This is a genomic window from Streptomyces sp. HNM0575 (assembly GCF_012726265.1).
Taxonomy (GTDB): Bacteria; Actinomycetota; Actinomycetes; order Streptomycetales; family Streptomycetaceae; genus Streptomyces.
Genome location: NZ_JAASAG010000001.1, coordinates 738,648 through 756,323, shown reverse-complemented (window position 1 = coordinate 756,323; position 17,676 = coordinate 738,648). Strand labels below are relative to the sequence as shown.

Annotated in this window: 13 protein-coding genes and 1 tRNA gene; 4 read left to right on the top strand and 10 right to left on the bottom strand. The window is 72.7% G+C overall.

Annotated features, from left to right (window positions below; all coding sequences use genetic code 11):
• Positions 1–284: 284 nt before the first annotated feature.
• Positions 285–356 (bottom strand) — tRNA-Val (locus HCC61_RS03085).
• Between the two features lie 235 nt (positions 357–591).
• Between HCC61_RS03085 and HCC61_RS03080 the strand changes: the two genes are divergently transcribed.
• Both HCC61_RS03080 and HCC61_RS03075 read left to right on the top strand, forming a co-directional pair.
• Positions 592–1,848, top strand: coding sequence for a hypothetical protein (locus HCC61_RS03080; RefSeq protein WP_206322071.1), 1,257 nt, complete (start codon positions 592–594; stop codon positions 1,846–1,848).
• 88 nt (positions 1,849–1,936) lie between these two features.
• A complete protein-coding gene (locus HCC61_RS03075) occupies positions 1,937–2,164 on the top strand; it encodes a zinc ribbon domain-containing protein (RefSeq protein ID WP_169133621.1) in 228 nt (75 codons plus the stop codon).
• 188 nt (positions 2,165–2,352) lie between these two features.
• Here HCC61_RS03075 and HCC61_RS03070 read toward each other — a convergent pair whose 3' ends face one another.
• Together HCC61_RS03070 and HCC61_RS30455 are read right to left on the bottom strand one after the other, a co-directional pair.
• Positions 2,353–3,264, bottom strand: coding sequence for a pentapeptide repeat-containing protein (locus HCC61_RS03070; RefSeq protein ID WP_240968359.1), 912 nt, complete (start codon positions 3,262–3,264; stop codon positions 2,353–2,355).
• A gap of 163 nt (positions 3,265–3,427) precedes the next feature.
• Positions 3,428–6,487: an SAM-dependent methyltransferase gene (locus HCC61_RS30455; RefSeq protein WP_240968357.1), complete on the bottom strand. Its 3,060-nt coding sequence runs from the start codon at positions 6,485–6,487 to the stop codon at positions 3,428–3,430.
• 388 nt (positions 6,488–6,875) lie between these two features.
• Here HCC61_RS30455 and HCC61_RS03055 point away from each other — a divergent pair, with 388 nt between their 5' ends.
• Positions 6,876–7,574, top strand: a complete 699-nt coding sequence (locus tag HCC61_RS03055; RefSeq protein WP_169133619.1) for a rhodanese-like domain-containing protein — start codon at positions 6,876–6,878, stop codon at positions 7,572–7,574.
• A gap of 267 nt (positions 7,575–7,841) precedes the next feature.
• Here HCC61_RS03055 and HCC61_RS03050 read toward each other — a convergent pair whose 3' ends face one another.
• The 3 genes from HCC61_RS03050 to HCC61_RS03040 all read right to left on the bottom strand — a co-directional run bounded on the left by HCC61_RS03050 (position 7,842) and on the right by HCC61_RS03040 (position 13,092).
• Positions 7,842–8,723, bottom strand: coding sequence for an HAD family hydrolase (locus tag HCC61_RS03050; RefSeq protein ID WP_169133618.1), 882 nt, complete (start codon positions 8,721–8,723; stop codon positions 7,842–7,844).
• A 110-nt stretch (positions 8,724–8,833) separates the two neighbouring features.
• Entirely contained in the window at positions 8,834–11,854 is a 3,021-nt protein-coding gene (locus HCC61_RS03045) for a phosphoribosyltransferase (protein WP_169133617.1), read from the bottom strand.
• A complete protein-coding gene (locus HCC61_RS03040; RefSeq protein ID WP_169133616.1) occupies positions 11,851–13,092 on the bottom strand; it encodes an HpcH/HpaI aldolase/citrate lyase family protein in 1,242 nt (413 codons plus the stop codon). The genes HCC61_RS03045 and HCC61_RS03040 overlap by 4 nt, the downstream gene beginning before the upstream one ends.
• Positions 13,093–13,300: 208 nt before the next feature.
• On the opposite strand from HCC61_RS03040, the gene HCC61_RS03035 reads away from it, so the two are divergent.
• Positions 13,301–14,239 (top strand): TerD family protein, encoded by a 939-nt coding sequence (locus HCC61_RS03035; protein ID WP_169133615.1) that lies wholly within the window; start codon positions 13,301–13,303, stop codon positions 14,237–14,239.
• Positions 14,240–14,273: 34 nt separating this feature from the next.
• Here the strand turns inward: HCC61_RS03035 and HCC61_RS03030 are convergent, their stop codons facing one another.
• The 4 genes from HCC61_RS03030 to HCC61_RS03015 form a co-directional block, all read right to left on the bottom strand.
• Positions 14,274–15,029 (bottom strand): Tellurium resistance, encoded by a 756-nt coding sequence (locus HCC61_RS03030; protein WP_169133614.1) that lies wholly within the window; start codon positions 15,027–15,029, stop codon positions 14,274–14,276.
• A gap of 143 nt (positions 15,030–15,172) precedes the next feature.
• Positions 15,173–16,333, bottom strand: coding sequence for a DUF475 domain-containing protein (locus HCC61_RS03025; protein WP_169133613.1), 1,161 nt, complete (start codon positions 16,331–16,333; stop codon positions 15,173–15,175).
• A gap of 39 nt (positions 16,334–16,372) precedes the next feature.
• Positions 16,373–16,951: a TerD family protein gene (locus tag HCC61_RS03020; protein WP_169133612.1), complete on the bottom strand. Its 579-nt coding sequence runs from the start codon at positions 16,949–16,951 to the stop codon at positions 16,373–16,375.
• 107 nt (positions 16,952–17,058) lie between these two features.
• Complete coding sequence (locus HCC61_RS03015) at positions 17,059–17,634, bottom strand: TerD family protein (protein WP_169133611.1); 576 nt, start codon at positions 17,632–17,634, stop codon at positions 17,059–17,061.
• Between the last annotated feature and the right edge of the window lie 42 nt (positions 17,635–17,676).

Below are 17,676 nucleotides of genomic sequence, written 5' to 3'. Positions count from 1 at the left end.
CACTCGACCCGACCACGGAATGAGAAGCGTCGATACACGTGACAGCCGCTCACTCCATGGGCGGCACCGGCAGATAGACCGACCCGCGGTCCAGCTCCTCCCAACCGGCTTCCCAGCAGGGCCCACGGTAGCCCGGGGCTCGGACCTCCTTCGCCTGACCGCAACCGCTCGCCCCTGTCGATACGACCTGGTACTCAGGAACCGTAGTCACTCAGTTAGACACGCAGTGCACATCTGAGGCCCGCCGCGATGATGCGGCGGGCCTTCGACGTGCGGCTTGGGAGTGGGCACAACTGGGATCGAACCAGTGACATCTTGCTTGTAAGGCAAGCGCTCTACCGCTGAGCTATGCGCCCCGAACGAGGCCACAGACTACCTTGTTCCGCGCCGGTCGGCGCAAACACTTCCGGCCGCCGGGCACCGCGGGCGCCCCCGTGATCGCCCGTGAATCGTTCCGTGCCGCTTGCACGTATCGTTGAACGAACTTGCTCGTGTGTTCGTTGGCACAGGGTGGGACAATGACCGGCGATCGCGTAAGCGGTACGCGCTGACGCGGCACGTGGGGACGCGGGGAGAGGTTCGGTGGCGGCTATGAACGGCGGCGGCACCCGCCGCTGGGGCTGGGGCGGCGCCCGTGCGGAACATCAGCGTGCCGACGCGCAAGCAGCCAAGGACGCCGCGGCCGAGGCCTTCTACGAGCTGGACACCGCCCAGCGTGACCTGCGCATCTCCATCGAGACGCTGAACGCCGTCGACGACTCCCCCGCCGCCCGCAAGGCGGTCTCCGACTTCGCCGACTTCGGCACCCGCATCGACCAGGTCAGCCAGGAGTACATCACCGTCGTCGACGCCCACGACCTGGACCGCGACGAGCTGGCGCCGGGCACCGCCGCCCGCGCGCGGGCCGAGCTGGACCGGGCACGGCAGGAGCTGGAGCGGGTCAGGGGCGAGCTGCGGCGGTTCGGAGAGAGCCTCGGTCCGCTGCTGTCGCAGGCCGAGACGCAGCTGGCGCGGCTCGCTCCCGCCGTCGAGCGGGCCAAGCAGGGTCTGCTCGCGGCGTCGAACGCGCTGGACGCCGTCCGCGACTCCGGCCTCAAGGCCGACGACCTCGCCGGGCGCCTGGCCGCCCTCTCCCCCGAGCTGACCAAGCTCAACGAGGGCGCCGCCCGCCACGGCGTGCAGGACACGCTGAGCCGCGCGGACCGCGTCGTGCGCGAGGCGGAGGCCGTACGCGACGAGGCCGAGCGCCTGCCCGAGCGGGCCGCGGAGACCGACAAGCGGCTCGCCTCGCTGCGTACTCGCGCGCAGGCGCTGCACACCAGGGCGGGCCAGGTCGAGCCGGTGCTCAGCGAGCTGCGCCGCCGGTTCAGCGCCGCGTGCTGGCAGGACCTCCAGCAGGTGCCGGAGCAGGCGGCCCGTTCCGTACGGCAGGCGGAGGAGAAGCTGGCGGAGGGCCGCAAGGCACGGGACGAGCAGCGCTGGGCGGACGCGACGTCGCAGCTGTCGACGGTGCGGGCGCTGCTGAACTCCGCGGACGAGTCGATCAAGGCCGCCGGCGACCGTCTTCAGCGGCTCAACGAGGTCTCCTTCGACCAGACGAAAGAGGTCGAGCAGACCCGCTTCGCGATCCGCGACGCGCAGCGGCTGGCGATGGCGGGCCGCAGCACACCCGACCCGAGGCACGCGGAGCCGCTGGACGACGCCGTCGCACGCGTGGACCGCGCGGTGGCGGGGCTGACGGGCCGTCATCCCGACTACTGGCATCTGCTGACCGAGCTGGACGCGGTGAAGGAGACGGTGCAGCGGGTCGTCGAACAGATCCGTGAGCAGCGGGCGACCGGCCACTGACACGGAGCCGGGGCGGAGGCGTCGGGTTCGGGGTCCTTCCCGTCGGCGGCGAGCGGCGGCGCCGGGGCGCGCCGGATAGCATTCGGGCATGCCGCGATACGAGTACCGGTGCCGCGAGTGCGACACGCAGTTCGAACTGTCCCGCCCCATGGCCGAGTCCGGTGCGCCCGCCGACTGCCCGCGCGGGCACGCGGACACGGTGAAGCTGCTGTCGACGGTCGCGGTGGGCGGCTCCTCCGCCGCGTCCGCGCCCGCCGCGAGCGCGGCACCCGCCGGCGGCGGTGGCGGATGCTGCGGTGGCGGCTGCTGCGGCTGACCTTCGGGTTTCGCCTCTCGGGCTCGGGCTTCGGCCTCCCGGCTTCGACCCTCGGGATTCGACCCTCGGGATTCGGCCTCCCGGCTTCGGCCTCCGGGCTTCGGCCTCCGGGCTTCGGGCTCGGCTCATTCTTCGTGGGTACGTCCCCGTACGGGCGGTGGGCTGCCGGGTCCGGACGCCCGCCGCCCTCACCGGGACCGGGGTCCCTCCCAGTGCGCCGGACGGACGGCTCCCTCGGGGATCCGGGTCGACGGATTGCCCTTCGCCTCGTCGAGCTGCGGCTGGGTGAGGAAGAGACTTCCGGTGAGGTCCGAGCCGCTCAGATCCGCGCCGCGCAGATCGGCTCCCGTCAGATCCGCCGTGCGCAGGTCGGCACCGGCGAGGTCGGCCGCGATCAGCCGGGCCCCGCGCAGCGAGGCTCCGCGCAGGTCGGCGCCGGCGAGGCGGGCTCCCGTGAGGTCGGCGCCCCGGTGGTCCCGTCGGGGGCCGGGCAGCCGAGACCGTACGAGTTCGCTGGCGCGCAGCAGCAGCACGTTGGCCTTGTCGCGCTGGAACCACACGTCCACGGCGGCGAGTTGGTCGGCGGTGCCGTGGGTGAGGTGCGTGATGTCCCGCAGTGCGCGCCGCAGTTCGCCGCGGAGCGGCTGCCGCACGTCGGGATGCTCCGCGGCTTCCGTCAGATACAGCATCAGCTCGTGCAGCTGCCTCATCACCGGGAAGATCTCCGACATCAGCCGCATCGCGCCCGGGTCGCCCGCGCCACCGACGTGACCGGAGCCGACGCCACCGCCGCCGCCGCCATCACCGCCGTCGCGACCGGAGCCGACGTGGTCGCGTCGCCCGTCCCGGCCTCCGAACGTGAGCTGGGAGACCTTCTGGCCCGCCCCGTAGCAGTCGTATGCGACGCAGCCGGGGAAGCCCTCTTCGCGAAGCCGGGCGTGGATGCCGCAGCGGAAGTCCTCCCGGAGGTTCGGGCAGGGGACGCCTGCCTCCTTGTCGAAGGCGAAGTCGGAGGAGGCGGCGAAGGGGAGGGCGACGCAGCACAGGCCGAAGCAGTTCGCGCAGTCGGCCCGCAGATGCCGGGGCGTGGCGGGGTGCAAGGGCTGGCTCCTGTGTCTCCAGGGTGCGGCCGGGACTTCGATCCTTGCAGCCGGCCCGCGACCGGCGGTACCGGATTTCCGGGTACGACCGGACCCCGCCCGCTCCACCCGTCGTGCTTCCGCCATGCGGCCCGTCGGCCCCGCCCGTCGTGCCGCCAGGTCCCTAGCGGATCCGCGCCACCGCCCCGTACGAACCCACCCGGGCGTCGTCGGTCCGGTCGTCCTCGGCGCGGTCGGAGCGCCAGCGGTGCACCAGGACGATGCCCGGTTCGACGAGGTCGAGGCCGTCGAGCAGCGCCGCCACCCGGGCCCGGCTGCGGGGCTCCATGCGTACGCCGGTGAGCCGTTCGTACTGGTCGCAGACCGCCTCGACGCCCTCCGGGTCGTAGTCGCCCGTGATGTGGGTGAGCGCCAGAAAGCTGCCCGGGGCCAGCGCGGCGGTGAAGCCTCCGATGATCTCCTTCGCCTCGCGGTCGTCGGTGACGAACGGCAGCAGGCCCACGAGGGAGAGCGCCACGGGCCGGTCGAGGGCCAGGCCGTCGCGTACCTCGGCGGAGTCGAGCACGCGGGAGGGGTCGGTGGCGTCGGCCCGCAGGAACGCGGTGCGTCCCGGGGGGCTGCCGGTCAGCAGGGCCTGGGCGTGGGCGTGCACGACGGGGTCCTCGTCCACGTAGACGACGCTGGCGGCCGGGACCTCGGACTGGACGGCCTGGTGCAGATTGGGCTCGGTCGGGATGCCGGAGCCGAGGTCGAGGAACTGCCGAACGCCCGCCTGCCCCGCCAGGCTGCGGACGGCCCGGAGCATGAAGGCGCGGTCCTCGCGGGCCATGACGGCGACGGACGGGGCGGCCTCGACGGTGTGCTGGGCCGCGATCCGGTCGGCGGCGTAGTTCGTACGGCCGCCGAGGAAGTAGTCGTACAGCCGCGCGGGATGGGGTCTGTCGGTGCGGGGCTGGCCGAAGCCGTCCGTGCCCGCCGCGGCGGGCTCTTCCCCTTCGGCTCGCTCCCCGGCGGCTCGCTCCCCGGCGGCCCGTTCCCCGGGAGCCCGTTCCTCGTCGGCCCGCGCCCCGGGGGCCCGTTCCCCGGCAGCCCGTTCCTCGTCGGCCCGCGCCTCCGCGCGCTGATCCGCGCCGCCCGGCCCGCCGGCACCAGGCCCACCTCCGCCCGGCCCACCAGCACCAGGCCCACCTCCGCCCGGTTCCCCTCCGCCCGGCCCGCCTCCGCGCCGCTCACCGGCGCGCTGCGCCTCGTCCTCGCTGCCCGTCACCGCGGAGGGCCGGACGCGGCCGGTGGTGTAGAGCGCCCAGAGCAGTTCGTGGACGGCGCCCGGTCTATCCTTGCGCAGCGGCAGATGCGTGAGCGTTCCTGCCTCCCGCAGCCACCCGGCGAACGTGCTCGGCGAGATGCCCAGCTCCCGTGCCGTCTCCTCCGTGTCGAGCTCGTGATGGATCCAGGTCACTAGGGCGGACAGCAGCCGCGGCGGCAGCTCGGAGAGCACTCCGTTTCCCCACAGTGAGCCGCCCTCGCGGTCGAGCACCTGTCGTACGCCCCCGGCGGGCGCGGTCCCCGGCACCGGAGGCGGAAGGTCCGCCAGGCGCATCGCCAGGTCCAGCTTCGCCCGGTCGCCCAGCAGCGCACGGTCCAGGCCCACGCGCGCGGTCAGTTCGTCGAGGCGTGCGTTGACGGTGGCCCGGTGCATGCCGAGCAGCTGTCCGGCGCCCTGTGCGCCCATCGCGAGTCCCGCGCCGCAGACCTCCAGCAGGCGCCGGCGCTCCGTCGCGGCGAGGTTGCGCTCCAGCGGGGACAGCAGGCCGCGCGCCCATGCGCGTGCGGAGGCGTCCAGGAGTTCGGCGAGGGGAGGCCGCCCGTCGTGCACGGCGATGCCCCCGGGGGTGCGCCGCGCCGCCTCCACGCTGACGGCGGCCGCTCCGTAGAGGCGTGCGGCGTGTTCGAGCGGACCGCGTCCGCTGACGCCGACGGCGCGGTCGGGGTCGGCCTCGGCGACCGGTTCCAGCACGGTCTGCACCGGTGCCTGCGTACCGTCCCAGATGACGATGATCTGGGAGTCGTCCACGGGACACAGCACCGTCAGCGCCCGCGACCACTGGAGCGTCTCCTCGACCTCCGCCGCCACTTCCGTGCGGTCCTCCCCGGGTGACTGCTCCACGACCGCGACCTGTACGACGCCCGCCGCCATCAGTCCGGGCGCCAGCGGCTCCACGGCGCGGCCCGCCGAGGTCACGTCGCCCACCATCAGGTACTGGAACGCCGAGGTGCGCGCCGCCTGCACGGCCGCGTGGAGGCGGCGCTCGCGCTCCGTGACCTCCTCCTCCCGCAGCAGTCCGGCGACCATCACCGCGACCTGTTCGAGGCCGAACTGGCCGCGCCCGCCCCAGGGTTCGTCGCGGGACGCGATCAGCAGCCGGTGGGGCGGCCCCACGCCCACCGGCCAGACCTCCACGTAACGGCCCTGCACGCTGCTGCGCACGGGACCTCGCTCACGTCCCCGTACCAGCTCGCGCAGCAGCGGCGTCTGTCGGGCGACCTCCGGCGGCCAGTCCTGCTCCCGGTGGCCCTCGACGACCGCGACCCGGGCACCGGAACCGGCCTCCCGCGAGATCCACTCCAGTACGCGATCGGGGCCGCTGCCCTCCGCCATCGCGTGCGCGGCGACGTTCGCGTACGTCTCGACCTGCCGGACCTCCGACTTGAGCTTGGCGATCTGGGCGCCCATGAGGGCCTCGGCGACGCGCACGGGGCCGCCGGGGATGAGGGGTGTCAGCACGGGGACGAGGCCGCAGTCGGGCACGCCGTTCGCAGCGCCGAGCGGCGTCACCGCTCCGGTGCCGGCGGGTGCGGCGGTGCCCGCGGTGCCGGCGGTGGTGGTCCGGCGGGCGCCGTCGCCGGGGGCGGGAGCGGGAGCGCCGGTGCCGGTGCCGGAGCCGGAGCCGGAGCCGGTGCCGGAGCCGGAGCCGGAGCCGGTGCCGGTGCCGCAGAGGACGACTCCCGCCGCGTCCTCCGCGCGGAGCCGCACCCATTCCAGGCCGTCGTCGGCGGACGTCACGATCAGGACGCGTTGCGTACGTTCGCCGACGGGCGGACCGTCCGGGCCGCAGTGCGTGATCCTCTCGACCACCCTGCCCGGGTCGTCGGGCGCGTCGCCCAGGCTGGCCCACCGCAGCAGCGGCGGCTCACCCTCGGTCAGGTGGCCCAGCGTCAACATGGCTCCAGAGTCGTCCCGAGTACGGTGCCGCGCACCTCGGGGCGGGGCACGGCGGAAGGCCGGTGCGGGGCGCCCGCACGGCCGGGAGCAGCGGGTCGCACGGCCGGGAGCAGCGGTACGCCCGGCCGCCCGCGGCGGGACGGCATGCCACAAACGGGCGACCCGGGCGGGTACGGGCAGACCTCGGCGGACCGGGGGCGGGACGGGACGGGGGCAGTCGCTGGTGGGGCCCCGGGCGGGGGCGGTCCCCGGACGGTCCCGGTACGCGCTCGCTCGGTTCGGCGCGGACATCCGGAATAACTCAATCCGGGGCGCTGCTTATCCCGTTCAGATCCGAAAGCTCGTCGATCAAGGCCGAACCGACAAGGCCGAACCGAAGGGACTCCTCGTGCCCCCTCACTCAGCGTCCTCCGCCTCCTCCACCCCGTCTCCCGCTTCCTCGCCCTCTCCGGCCTCCCCGGCCTCCCCCACGGACCCCGCCGCTCCGGTCACCGTCGGCGAACTCGCGCCGCGGCTGGGCAGCGCCACCGTCATCGACGTCCGCACGCCCGGCGAATACGGCTCCGGCCACATCCCCGGCGCGTTCAACATCCCGCTCGACCGTCTCGACGACGCGCTGCCCGCACTGCGTACGGCCGCGGACGGGGCGACCCCCGGAGGGGCGGAAGGGCTGGTCGTCGTCTGCGCGTCCGGCGCCCGTTCCGGCAACGCCGTCGGGCGGCTCGCGAGTGCGGGGATCGAGGGTGCGTCGCTCGACGGCGGTACGGAGGCGTGGGCCGCCGCCGGTCACGAGCTCGAACGTCCCGAAGGCGCCCGGTCCGTATGGCCGATGGAGCGTCAGGTCAGGCTCACCGCGGGCTCGCTGGTGGTGCTTGGGCTCCTGCTCGATCTGGCCATACCGGGCTTCCGCATCCTTTCGTTCCTGATCGGCGGCGGACTGGTCTTCTCCGCGCTGAGCAACACCTGCGGCATGGCCGCGGTGCTCTCCAAGCTGCCGTACAACCGCCGTCAGCCCGCCGACGCGGGCCTGGACGCCACCCTCGGCAGGCTGAGGGAACGGACCGCCGGCACGGGCGCGACAGGCTGAGCGGAACCCGGGCGGAGACCGATCGGGGACCGCGAACGGAGGCTGGGCGGGTACCGGGCGGAGGCTGAGCGGACCGGATCGGCCGACGGCGGGCGGGACGGTCGCGCGGGGGCAGTCTGCGCGCGACGGTCGGGAGGGCGCGGCCGGTCCGCAGGGCCCGCCGGGTCTCCGCGGGGCCGCAATCCCGCGCGGCGCGGCGGGTCTTGGGGGCTCCGGGCCCGGTCACCACCAGGCCGCGGCCCCCTCACCAGCCGGGTCGCGGCCCCTTCACCGGCCGGGCCGCGGCCCCGTCGTCGTCCCGTGCATCTCCCGTACGATCCGCTCCCCCGCCGCCACCCCGCGCTCCGCGAGCGCGGTGAGGTGGGGGGCGCTCCAGCCGCCGTCCGCCAGCTCACCGTGCCCCGGGAACCAGCCGCCGTCCGCGGCCAGCAGCATGTCCGCGTCGAGCAGCGAGTCGCCCGCGGCGAGTGTCGGTGTCGCGCCGGTGCGCCGGGCGACCTCGGCGACCGCCGCGCTCTTCGTCAGCGAACCGGGGACCGCGTAGATCTTCCGTCCCTGTAGCGAGACCGTCCAGCCGCGGGGCTCCGCCCAGGCGGCCAGCTCCTTCACCCAGGTCTGCGGCAGGCGTTCCCGGTCGACGACGAGGTACGCGAACAGCTCGTCCGCGACGCGCTGTCTGAGCACCCAGTCGCCGCCCGCGGACACCGCGCGCAGATGCACGCGCACCTCGTCGAGCGGCGCACAGTCCGCCAGTCCGCGCCGCACGTGTTCGTGCCACTCCGGGTCGGGTTCGCCGTCGACCAGCAGATGCCCGCCGTTGGCGCACACCGCGTAGCGCGCGCGGCCGCCGGGGAGGCGCACGCGCTCATACTGTGCGCGGGTCCGGGTGGTGACGGGCACGAAGACGCAGCCGCTGCCGCTTTCGCCGTTGCCTTCGCTCTGGCCGCCGTCCTCCCCGCGGTCCCTCGCCCTGATCTCCGCCAGCAGCCGGGCCGCCGTCTCCGTCATGTACGACAGGGGCCTGCCCTCGTACACCTCGACGCAGAGCAGCCGGGGCGCCTCGCCGTCCGGCACGTCCAGGCCGAGCGCCGCCGCCGAGTAGATCAGCGTCCGGTCGAGGTCGCTGGCGATGAGCGGAAGCCCGGGCACCGGCTGCCCATCCTTCGGCCCGTCCAGCGATCCATCCTTCGATCCGTCCAGCGATCCGTCCTGCGGAACGTCCGGTGGCGGGACGCCGGGCAGGCCCCTCCCCACGTGCGTCATCCGGCCGCCCTGCCGTCCGCGCCCGTGGCGCCCCGCGTGTACCCGGGGTGGATCAACCCCACGCAGCTGTACGGGAGTTCGTCCGTCTCCTCGACGGGCACTCCCCGCTGCTCCGCCAGCAGCCGCACATGATCGAGGTCTCGGCCCGCGCCCCGCCTCGTCAGCACCCGCCACGGCACCCGGCGCAGCAGCACCCGCGTCGTCTCGCCGACCCCGGGCTTGACGAGATTGACGTCGCCGATGCCGTACTCCTCGCTGATCCGCTCCACCGCGCGCCACCCCGCCCAGGTCGGCGCACGGGCGTCGTCCGCCAGTAGGGCCGCCGCGTCCTCGTCCGCGCCGGAGGCGGCCTCGCCGAACCGGGACGTCACCGTGTCCAGGAAGAGGCCCGAGACATCCGCACCGGTGAGACCGCGGTAGCACTTGGCACCGTGGTAGTCGTACGGGCCGACCAGGTCGGCACGCAGCACCGTGCGCGAAATCAGCCCGGAGACCGTGGAGTTGAGACACGCGGAGGGTATGAGGAAGTCCTCACGCGTTCCGTACGTACGCACGCAGCCGCCCGGGTCCGCGAGCACCGCGATCTCCGGGTCGAACTCCGCGAACTCCCCCGGCCGCCCGTGCCGCTCCGGCTCCCCGGACTGCGCGAGGGCGTCGGCGAGTTCACGCGTGATGGCGCCCTTGCCCGTCCAGCCGTCGACGAACACGACGTCGGCCGGGTCGTGACGGGCGGCGATCCAGCGCAGCGCGTTGGCGTCGATGCCGCGTCCGCGCACGATGGACACCGCGTAGTGCGGCAGGTCGAGCCCGTGGCGGTGCCGCGCCCAGCGCCGCATCAGCACGCCAACGGGGGTGCCCGCGCGGGCGAGCGACACCAGCACGGGACGGCCGGTGCCGCGCCCGGCCCGTTCGGCGAGGACGGTCTCCGTCACGGCGCCGACGGCGCGGGCGACCCGTCCGGCCGAGGCTTCCAGGGCGCCGTGGAAGAGGCGCTCGTACTCCGCGCTCGGCTGGTACTCGACCGGCAGCGACTCCGCATAGTGCGCCCCGCCCCGCTGGATCGCCTCCTCGCGCTCCTCGGTCGGGGCCTCAAGCCGGGCGTCGGAGAGGTCCTGGAGCAGCCAGCCGACCTCGTCCGGGGCGTACGAGGAGAAGGCGGGGCCGCGCAGCGGCGGCGGCAGCGGGCGGTGGGAGGGGACGACGGCGAGCAGCACGCCGCCGGTGTGGTCGCGCAGCCGGTCCAGCAGGCCTCCGGGGGCGTGCAGCGCCGGGGTGTCGGCGGCCGAGTCGGTCACGACGACGACGGCGTCGAAGCGGCGGCGGGGGTCGCCGCCGGGGGCGACGTTGTAGGCGTAGCGGGAGGCCGCGGGCTCCGCGGGACGGGCGGGCTCGGGGAGACGAGCGGGGTCTGCGGGGCCTGCTGCGCCTGCGGCATCGGTGCCGTCGTGCGCGGGGAAGGTGAGGCACGTACGTACCGCGTACGCCGGGTCGTCCAGGGCGAGCACGGGAGAACGCGTCGTCGTGGAGAACCGCACGTCCGCCCGTGCGCCGAGCCGCTCTTCGAGGGCGACGGCGAGCCGCAGCGGCACGTACATCAACTCCTCGCAGCCCAGCACGAGTACGCGCGGCGCACGGTCCACGCCCCGCCCTCCGTGACCGGTCGCGCCGTCGGCGTGGATGGTGCCCTCCGGGGGGAGCGCGCCGTCGGCGTGGAGCGTGCCGTCGGTTGGGAGCGGGCCGTCGGCGTGGAGCGTGCCGTCGGTTGGGAGCGGGCCGTCGGCGTGGAGCGTGCCGTCGGTTGGGAGCGCGCCGTCGGCGTGGAGCGTGCCGTCGGTTGGGAGCGCGCCGTCGGCGTGGAGCGTGCCGTCGGTTGGGAGCGCGCCGTCGGCGTGGAGCGCGTCGGCCAGCCTCGCGGCCATGCCGGGCAGGGCCGCGTCCAGCCGGGCGCGGTGCTCCGCGGTGAAGCCGTGCCTGCCGCCGTCCGGCAGGTGCGGCGGCCAGCCGAGCTCCACCCGCACGGGTTGCGGGCACGCGGTACGAGGCAGCCCGGCCGCCGTCTCCGGTACGGGAGCAGGCCCGTCGTCCGGCCTGTCATCCGGCCTGTCGTGCGGCCCGGCACCCGGCGCCGAACCGGCCTGCGCGCCCAACCCGGCCCGGGCGACCGGGGCCCCCGCCGAGACCTCCGCCGAGTCCCGCGCCACCGCGGCTCCCGCCTCCGCCTCCGCTTCCGCCACGAGCCGCTGCCCCCGCTCCAGCACGTCGTGCGGCAGTGAGACGCGGCCGCGCGCCAGCGCCACCACGTCCACGCGCGCGCCGAGTTCGGCCGCGAACTTCTCCAGCGCCGCCGCGTCGTCGGCCGACCGCATGTCGGTGAGCGCCACGACCACATACCGCTCGCGGGGACGGCGCCGGTGCAGCGCCGCGATGGTGTTGCGCACGGTGCGGCCCGTGGAGAACTCGTCGTCCACCAGAACCAGCGGCCCCTCCCCCTCCAGCAGCCCCGGGTCCTCAGGGAGCAGCAGATGGGAGGTGGCGTGACTGTGCTCCTCCTCGAAACCTCCGGCGGTGGCGACCCCCGGCACTGCCCGCCGGGTCGAGTGCAGGCACGTGACGCCGCCGATGCCGTCCGCGACGCTGTGCCCCAGCCCCGTGGCCGTCTCCGCGTAGCCGAGCACGACGGCGGCGTCCGCGAGCGCGTCGCCCAGCAGCGTACGTACGCGGCGGCCGAGCCGGAGACCGACGCCGTAGACGGTCCCGGGCCGCTCCGGCACGTGCTTGCCCAGTACGCGTGAGACGAGCAGATGCGCACGCTTCGGGTTGCGCCGCAGGGCGAGCCCGATCAACTCCCGCAGGCCCTCGCCGCTCAGCCCCACGTCCAGCCGCTCGGCGACCCACTCGCCGGACCACACCCCGCCGTCACCCTGACCGTCACCGTCACCGGCGCAGACGTCACCGCCGCCCGCACCGGCACCCGCGCGGCCCGTCCCGTCCCCGACCCCGCGCACCGGCTCGCTCATGCCTTCACCCGTCCCTCTCCGGCTCCCGCTCCCGCTCCCGCGCCCTCTCCCGCCGGTTTCCCGACCGCCCGCGCACCCGCCGCCAGCAGATCGACGAAGCCGACGCCCTCACGTGCCACGCCGAACAGCTCCGCGCGCAGCAGGGTGCGCTCCGCCCACGCACGGTGCGGCTTCACCTCGTTCATCTTGTTCGTGTACGCGGATCGCACAACACCGCCGCCACTGCGCTCGGGCCGCAGGATGTCCGTCGCGTCGCTGAACTCCTCCAGGCTCACCACGGACAGCGCGTGCACCGGCAGCACATGCGAGGGGTGGATGCAGGTCTTGCCCTGAAGCCCGTTGACGCGGTCGAGTTCGATCTCGCGCAGCAGTCCGTCCATGTCGTGGTCGATGAGTGCCGTACGCAGCTCCTCGGCCCGCCCGGTGAAGATGCTCTGCCGCAGCTGGGGCTTGAACATCCGCTCCTGGAGCCGGAAGTACTCCCACACCGGTCCCGTCACCGTGTAGCCCGTGCCGTCGGCGCGGCCCAGCACGTTCACCACGTCCCCGATGACGGACGCGACGAGCTGCACGTCGTAGGCGGTCATCTCGGGGGTGCGCCGCAGCCCGTACGCGGAGCAGAAGTCCGTCACCCCGAGTCGCAGCGCGAGCACCCGCTCCCGGTACTTGTCGACGGTACGGGCGATGCCCGCGAGCGTCCCGGCACGCGTCTCCAGATGCATCAGCTCGGGCGACTCCAGTACGGGCATCGCGAACAGCCGCCGCCCCGCGGCCGATTCGGCCTCCCCCAGCGCCTCCAGGAACGGAATGCCCCGCTCCTCGGTGAACTTGGGCAGCACGAACCCCGACAGCAGCGCCGCCGCCGGACCCAGCCGCACCACCAGGTCCATGATCTGCGCCGGCTCACGGACCCTTATGAACAGCAGCGGGATCTCGTTCGCGGGGACACCCGCGCCCCCGTCCGCCAACTGCTCGAACTGCCGCACCAGATTGGTCTCGGCCGCGCTCACGTCCGCGTCGCTTATGGAGTCCTCCAGGCACAGCACCATGGACACCACGCCCCGCCGGTTCTGCTTTCGCACGTCGTCGGCGAGGCCGCCGCGCGTGGCGGGGCAGTAGAGGGTGGCGCCGAGCGCGGTGGCGAGCGTGCGGCCCGGGGACTCCGAGGTGAACTCGGCGGGCTCATGCTGGAAGAGCCCGCGCCGCTCCTCGGGCGCGAGATGACCGAAATGCCGCATGGACGACCCCGTTTCCCTTCGCATGACATCCGGTACGTCCGTAGGTCGTACGTGCGTCCGGTGGCGAAAAGCAGCCGCTCGTCGTACGTACGGGAGGGGCCCGTTGGTTCCGATCGGGGATGAAAAATGTGTTACCGCCCCGTGGCCGTCGTGTCGCGGCCCGGTCCCCGCGTTGTCGCGACGCCCGCACTGAGGGCAGGATGAGCCCATGACGCACGCCATGGTGAAGGGCTCGAACATTCAGCTGGAGACTGTGGCGGTGCGCGCCGTCCTGTGCTGGATCCCCGGACCGGGAGTGCCCGACGTGGACGCGTCAGCGCTGCTGCTCGGCGAGAGCGGACGGGTCGGTTCCGACGAGGACTTCGTCTTCTACAACCAGCCCCACCACCCCTCCGGCGCGGTGCGCCACCTCGAAGAGGAGCAGTACCAGGACGGGCTGCGCGAGTCCGTCGAGGCCGACCTCGGGGCCGTCGCCCCACAGGTGGACCGGGTGCTGCTCGCGGCCTCCGCGGACGGCGGCACCTTCGCCGACGTACCCGGGCTGCGGCTGCTGCTGTACGCCGTCGACCAGCAGGGCGGTGGCGGCGAACCGGCCGGCGAGCCGCTGGTGGAGTTCGGGATCGAGCCGGAGACGGGCGCCGAGACGGCGATGATCTGCGGCGAGCTCTACAGGCGCGGTACGGGCTGGAAGTTCCGCGCCCTGGGCCAGGGTTACGACACGGGACTGGTCGGGCTGGCCACCGAGTACGGGATCACGGTGGAGGAGCCGGGCGCCGAGCCGCAGACGCAGGGACAAGGACAAGGACAGGCACAGGGGCAGCCGGCAGGGGAACCGGGCGCGACGGCACCGGTCCCCGCCCAGCCGTCCGCTCCCGCACCGCGCGAGGCGACCGTGCCGGCCTTCACGAACCCGCAGCGCGCCTCGGAGCCCGAGGACTTCCCGCTCGCCGCTCCCGCTCCGTCGCCCATCGCGGCGGCCGGACCGGGCCCGGGCGCGGCACAGCCCGCGTACGGATATCCGCAGGCGCCGCAGCAGCCCCCGGCCACGCGGCCCGCTTACGGATATCCGCAGCCCGCATACGGCTACCCGCAGCCCGACCCGGACTTCACGCTTCCGCTCCAGGGCCCGCAGTTCCAGAACCGCTGACGGGACCGGTCCCGCGCCCCGCGCGCCCGCGGCGTCAGGCCTTGCCCGCCTTGTATCCGCGGCCCCATTGCAGCCCCCAGCCGTAGAGCCGGTCCAGCTCCGACTGGAAGCCGTACACGTAACGCACCTCGCGCCGCACCGTCAGCTGGTCCTTCTCGTGCTGCATCAGCAGCACCGCGCACGAACGCGCCTGCGGCGCCCGCTGGTCCAGCCCCACCTCCACGCGCGGCCCGTTGCTCGGGAAGAGCGTGAGGATGGCGTGCGTACGGTCGAAGGCGGGCGTGCCGTCGTAGATGTAGACGAAGAAGAGCAGCCGCCTGATCTCGTCCTTGTGGTCGAGATTCACATAGATCGTCTCGCCGGACGGTGAGCCGAAGCGGTCGTCGCCGGTGAGCTTCACATACGGCGGTGAGTTCCAGTCGCCGAGGAAGTTGCCCAGCGGCTGCACGACTCCCTTGCTGCCGTCGGCCAGTTCGTACATGCAGGCAAGGTCGAGGTCGACGTCCACGACGCCCTGCGTATGCGCCTGCACGACCTGCGGCTTCAGCGCCTGGAGGGGATGACGCAGCGAGCCGCGGCGCCCCGTCCTCCCGTCGAAGTCCGAACTGCGCATACGCCACGACAAGTTGACCCTCAGGCTGCCGTTGTCGGCGCCCTGCTCGGTCAGCGACACCGACGCGTGGCGCTTGGTCAGCTCGACCGCGTAGGTCGAAGGACCCCCCACCGTGTCGAACTTCGGCCCGCGCCGCATCCTGGCGCTGTTGCGCCAGTTCTCCCAGAGGGAGACCATTCCGCACCCCCACTCGAACTCCAACTGCCGCGGGGCGGCACCGAGTCGGGACTCGGAGCCGCCCCGTCAAGAGCGTTCCGCAAACAGGCCTCCGTGACACCCGGAAGGCACGGGACACCGCACCTTCCGGGGTCATACCGGTCTCACGCCCTGGTGCCGACCGCCTCGTCCGAGGACTCGTCGCCCTCGCCGCCGTGCAGGCTGCCACCGGACGCCTCGATGCGCTGGTTGCGCCGGACCGAGGACCAGAAGGACGCGGCGATCAGGGCGACACCGATCAGGCCGGTGACCACCTCGTTGATCTCGTACTTGATGGTGACGAGCAGGATGGCCGCCAGCGCACCGATCGCGTAGTGCGCGCCGTGCTCCAGGTAGACGTAGTCGTCGAGGGTGCCCTGCCGGACGAGATAGACCGTGAGGGACCGTACGTACATGGCGCCGATGCCGAGGCCGAGCGCCATCCAGAAGATGTGGTTGGTGATCGCGAACGCCCCGATGACGCCGTCGAACGAGAAGGAGGCGTCGAGGACTTCGAGGTAGAGGAACATGAAGAAGGCGGCCTTGCCCGCGAGTCCGACCATGGAGGTGTCGCGGCCCTCCTCCTTGGCCTTCTCTTCCTCCTCCTGCTCGCGCTCCTCCTCTTCTTCGAGCCGGTTCTCGAAGTGGCTGGAGAGACCGCCCACTATCAGGTACGTGATGAGTCCGGCGATTCCCGACAGCAGCACCGTGGCGGTCTTGTCGGCGTGGTGGCCGCCGTGCTGGTGCGCTGCGGCTGCGAAGGTCATGGACGACACGAGCAGCACGATCAGGGCGATGCAGACGGAGAGCATGTCCACCTTGCCGAGCTTGGCCAGGGGCCGCTCGAGCCAGGCGAGCCACTTGTACTCGCGCTCCTCGAAGATGAAGTCGAGGAAGATCATCAGCAGGAACATGCCGCCGAAGGCCGCGATGGCGGGGTGCGCGTCGGTGACGAGCTGCTGATACTTGTCCGGGTCCGCCAACGCCAGGTCGACGGCCTCGATGGGCCCGATCTTGGCGCTGATGGCCACGATGACGACCGGGAAGACCAGCCTCATGCCGAACACCGCGATGAGGATGCCGATGGTCAGGAAGATGCGCTGCCAGAAGGCGTTCAGCTTCTTCAGCACACCGGCGTTGACGACCGCGTTGTCGAACGACAGCGAGATCTCGAGGATGGACAGGATCGCCACGACGGCGAGCCCCTGCCACCCCCAGAGCAACGCGGCGAGGGCGAATCCCGCGGCCGTGATGCCGAGGGACCAGCCGAAGGTTTTCAAGAGCACTGGGCTACCCAATCCGCTTTACGAACAAATGGCCTTTGCTTACGAAACATTGACCCCGAAGTCTAGAGCGATGCCCCGCAAGCCTGAGGCGTACCCCTGTCCTACGGCCCGGAACTTCCACTCCCCCTCGCGCCGGTAGAGCTCACCGAAGATCATCGCGGTCTCGGACGAGGCGTCCTCGGTGAGGTCGTAGCGCGCCAGTTCCTGGTCGTCCTGCTGGTTGATGACGCGGATGTACGCGTCGACGACCTGGCCGAACGCCTGGGAGCGCGTCTCGGCGTCGTAGATCGAGACCGGAAAGACGATCTTGTCCACATGGGCGGGGACGAGGGTCAGGTCCACCAGAACCGTCTCGTCGTCATCGCTGCCCGAACCGCCGACCAGCTCGTCGCCGGTGTGCTCGACCGAACCGTCGGGACTCTTGAGGTTGTTGTAGAAGACGAAGTACTCGTCGCCGAGGACCCGGCCGTTCGCGCACAGCAGCGCGCTGGCGTCCAGATCGAATGCGGCGCCGGTGGTGGAACGGGCCTTCCACCCCAGTCCGACGCGGACCTGGGTCAGATTCGGTGCGGCCTTCGAGAGGGAGACATTTCCCCCCTTGGCGAGCGTCACGCCCATGTTCTGATCCTCTCCCCGGTGTTGATGCACCCAGTGTCCCGACATCACCAGGCGCCGCACACCTCCGGATCACGGAAGTCTGCGGCGCCGGTGGCTGCCGGGGTCTGTCAGACGTTGACCCCGAAGTCCTGCGCGATGCCGCGCAGTCCCGACGCATAACCCTGGCCGATGGCGCGGAACTTCCACTCCGCTCCGTGCCGGTAGAGCTCACCGAAGACCATGGCCGTCTCGGTCGAGGCGTCCTCGCTGAGGTCGTAGCGCGCCAGCTCGTTGTTGTCGGCCTGGTTGACGACGCGGATGAAGGCGTTACGGACCTGGCCGAAGCTCTGCTGACGGGTCTCCGCCTCGTAGATGGAGACCGGGAAGACGATCTTCTCCACGTCGGCCGGCACGCCCGCCAGATTGACCTTGATGACCTCGTCGTCGCCCTCGCCCTCACCGGTGAGGTTGTCGCCGGTGTGCTCGACGGAGCCGTCGGGGCTCTTGAGGTTGTTGAAGAATACGAAGTTCGCGTCCTTGCTGACCTTGCCCTCGGCGTTGGCCAGCAGCGCGCTGGCGTCGAGGTCGAAGTCCGAGCCCGTGGTCGTACGGGCATCCCAGCCCAGCCCGACGATCACCGCAGTCAGGTTCGGGGCCTCTTTGGTCAGCGAGACGTTGCCGCCTTTGTTGAGGCTGACTCCCACGAGTCCTCCTGGTGTCTGTTCGAAGGAGCACCCTGTGCGTGC

What these genes read in the sequence shown, in the direction of transcription:
- HCC61_RS03080 (WP_206322071.1), top strand. Translation starts at nt 592, where the DNA reads ATGAACGGCGGCGGCACCCGCCGCTGGGGCTGGGGCGGCGCCCGTGCG.
- HCC61_RS03075 (WP_169133621.1), top strand. Translation starts at nt 1,937, where the DNA reads ATGCCGCGATACGAGTACCGGTGCCGCGAGTGCGACACGCAGTTCGAA.
- HCC61_RS30455 (WP_240968357.1), bottom strand. Translation starts at nt 6,487, where the DNA reads ATGTTGACGCTGGGCCACCTGACCGAGGGTGAGCCGCCGCTGCTGCGG.
- HCC61_RS03045 (WP_169133617.1), bottom strand. Translation starts at nt 11,854, where the DNA reads ATGAGCGAGCCGGTGCGCGGGGTCGGGGACGGGACGGGCCGCGCGGGT.
- HCC61_RS03040 (WP_169133616.1), bottom strand. Translation starts at nt 13,092, where the DNA reads ATGCGGCATTTCGGTCATCTCGCGCCCGAGGAGCGGCGCGGGCTCTTC.
- HCC61_RS03035 (WP_169133615.1), top strand. Translation starts at nt 13,301, where the DNA reads ATGACGCACGCCATGGTGAAGGGCTCGAACATTCAGCTGGAGACTGTG.
- HCC61_RS03030 (WP_169133614.1), bottom strand. Translation starts at nt 15,029, where the DNA reads ATGGTCTCCCTCTGGGAGAACTGGCGCAACAGCGCCAGGATGCGGCGC.
- HCC61_RS03020 (WP_169133612.1), bottom strand. Translation starts at nt 16,951, where the DNA reads ATGGGCGTGACGCTCGCCAAGGGGGGAAATGTCTCCCTCTCGAAGGCC.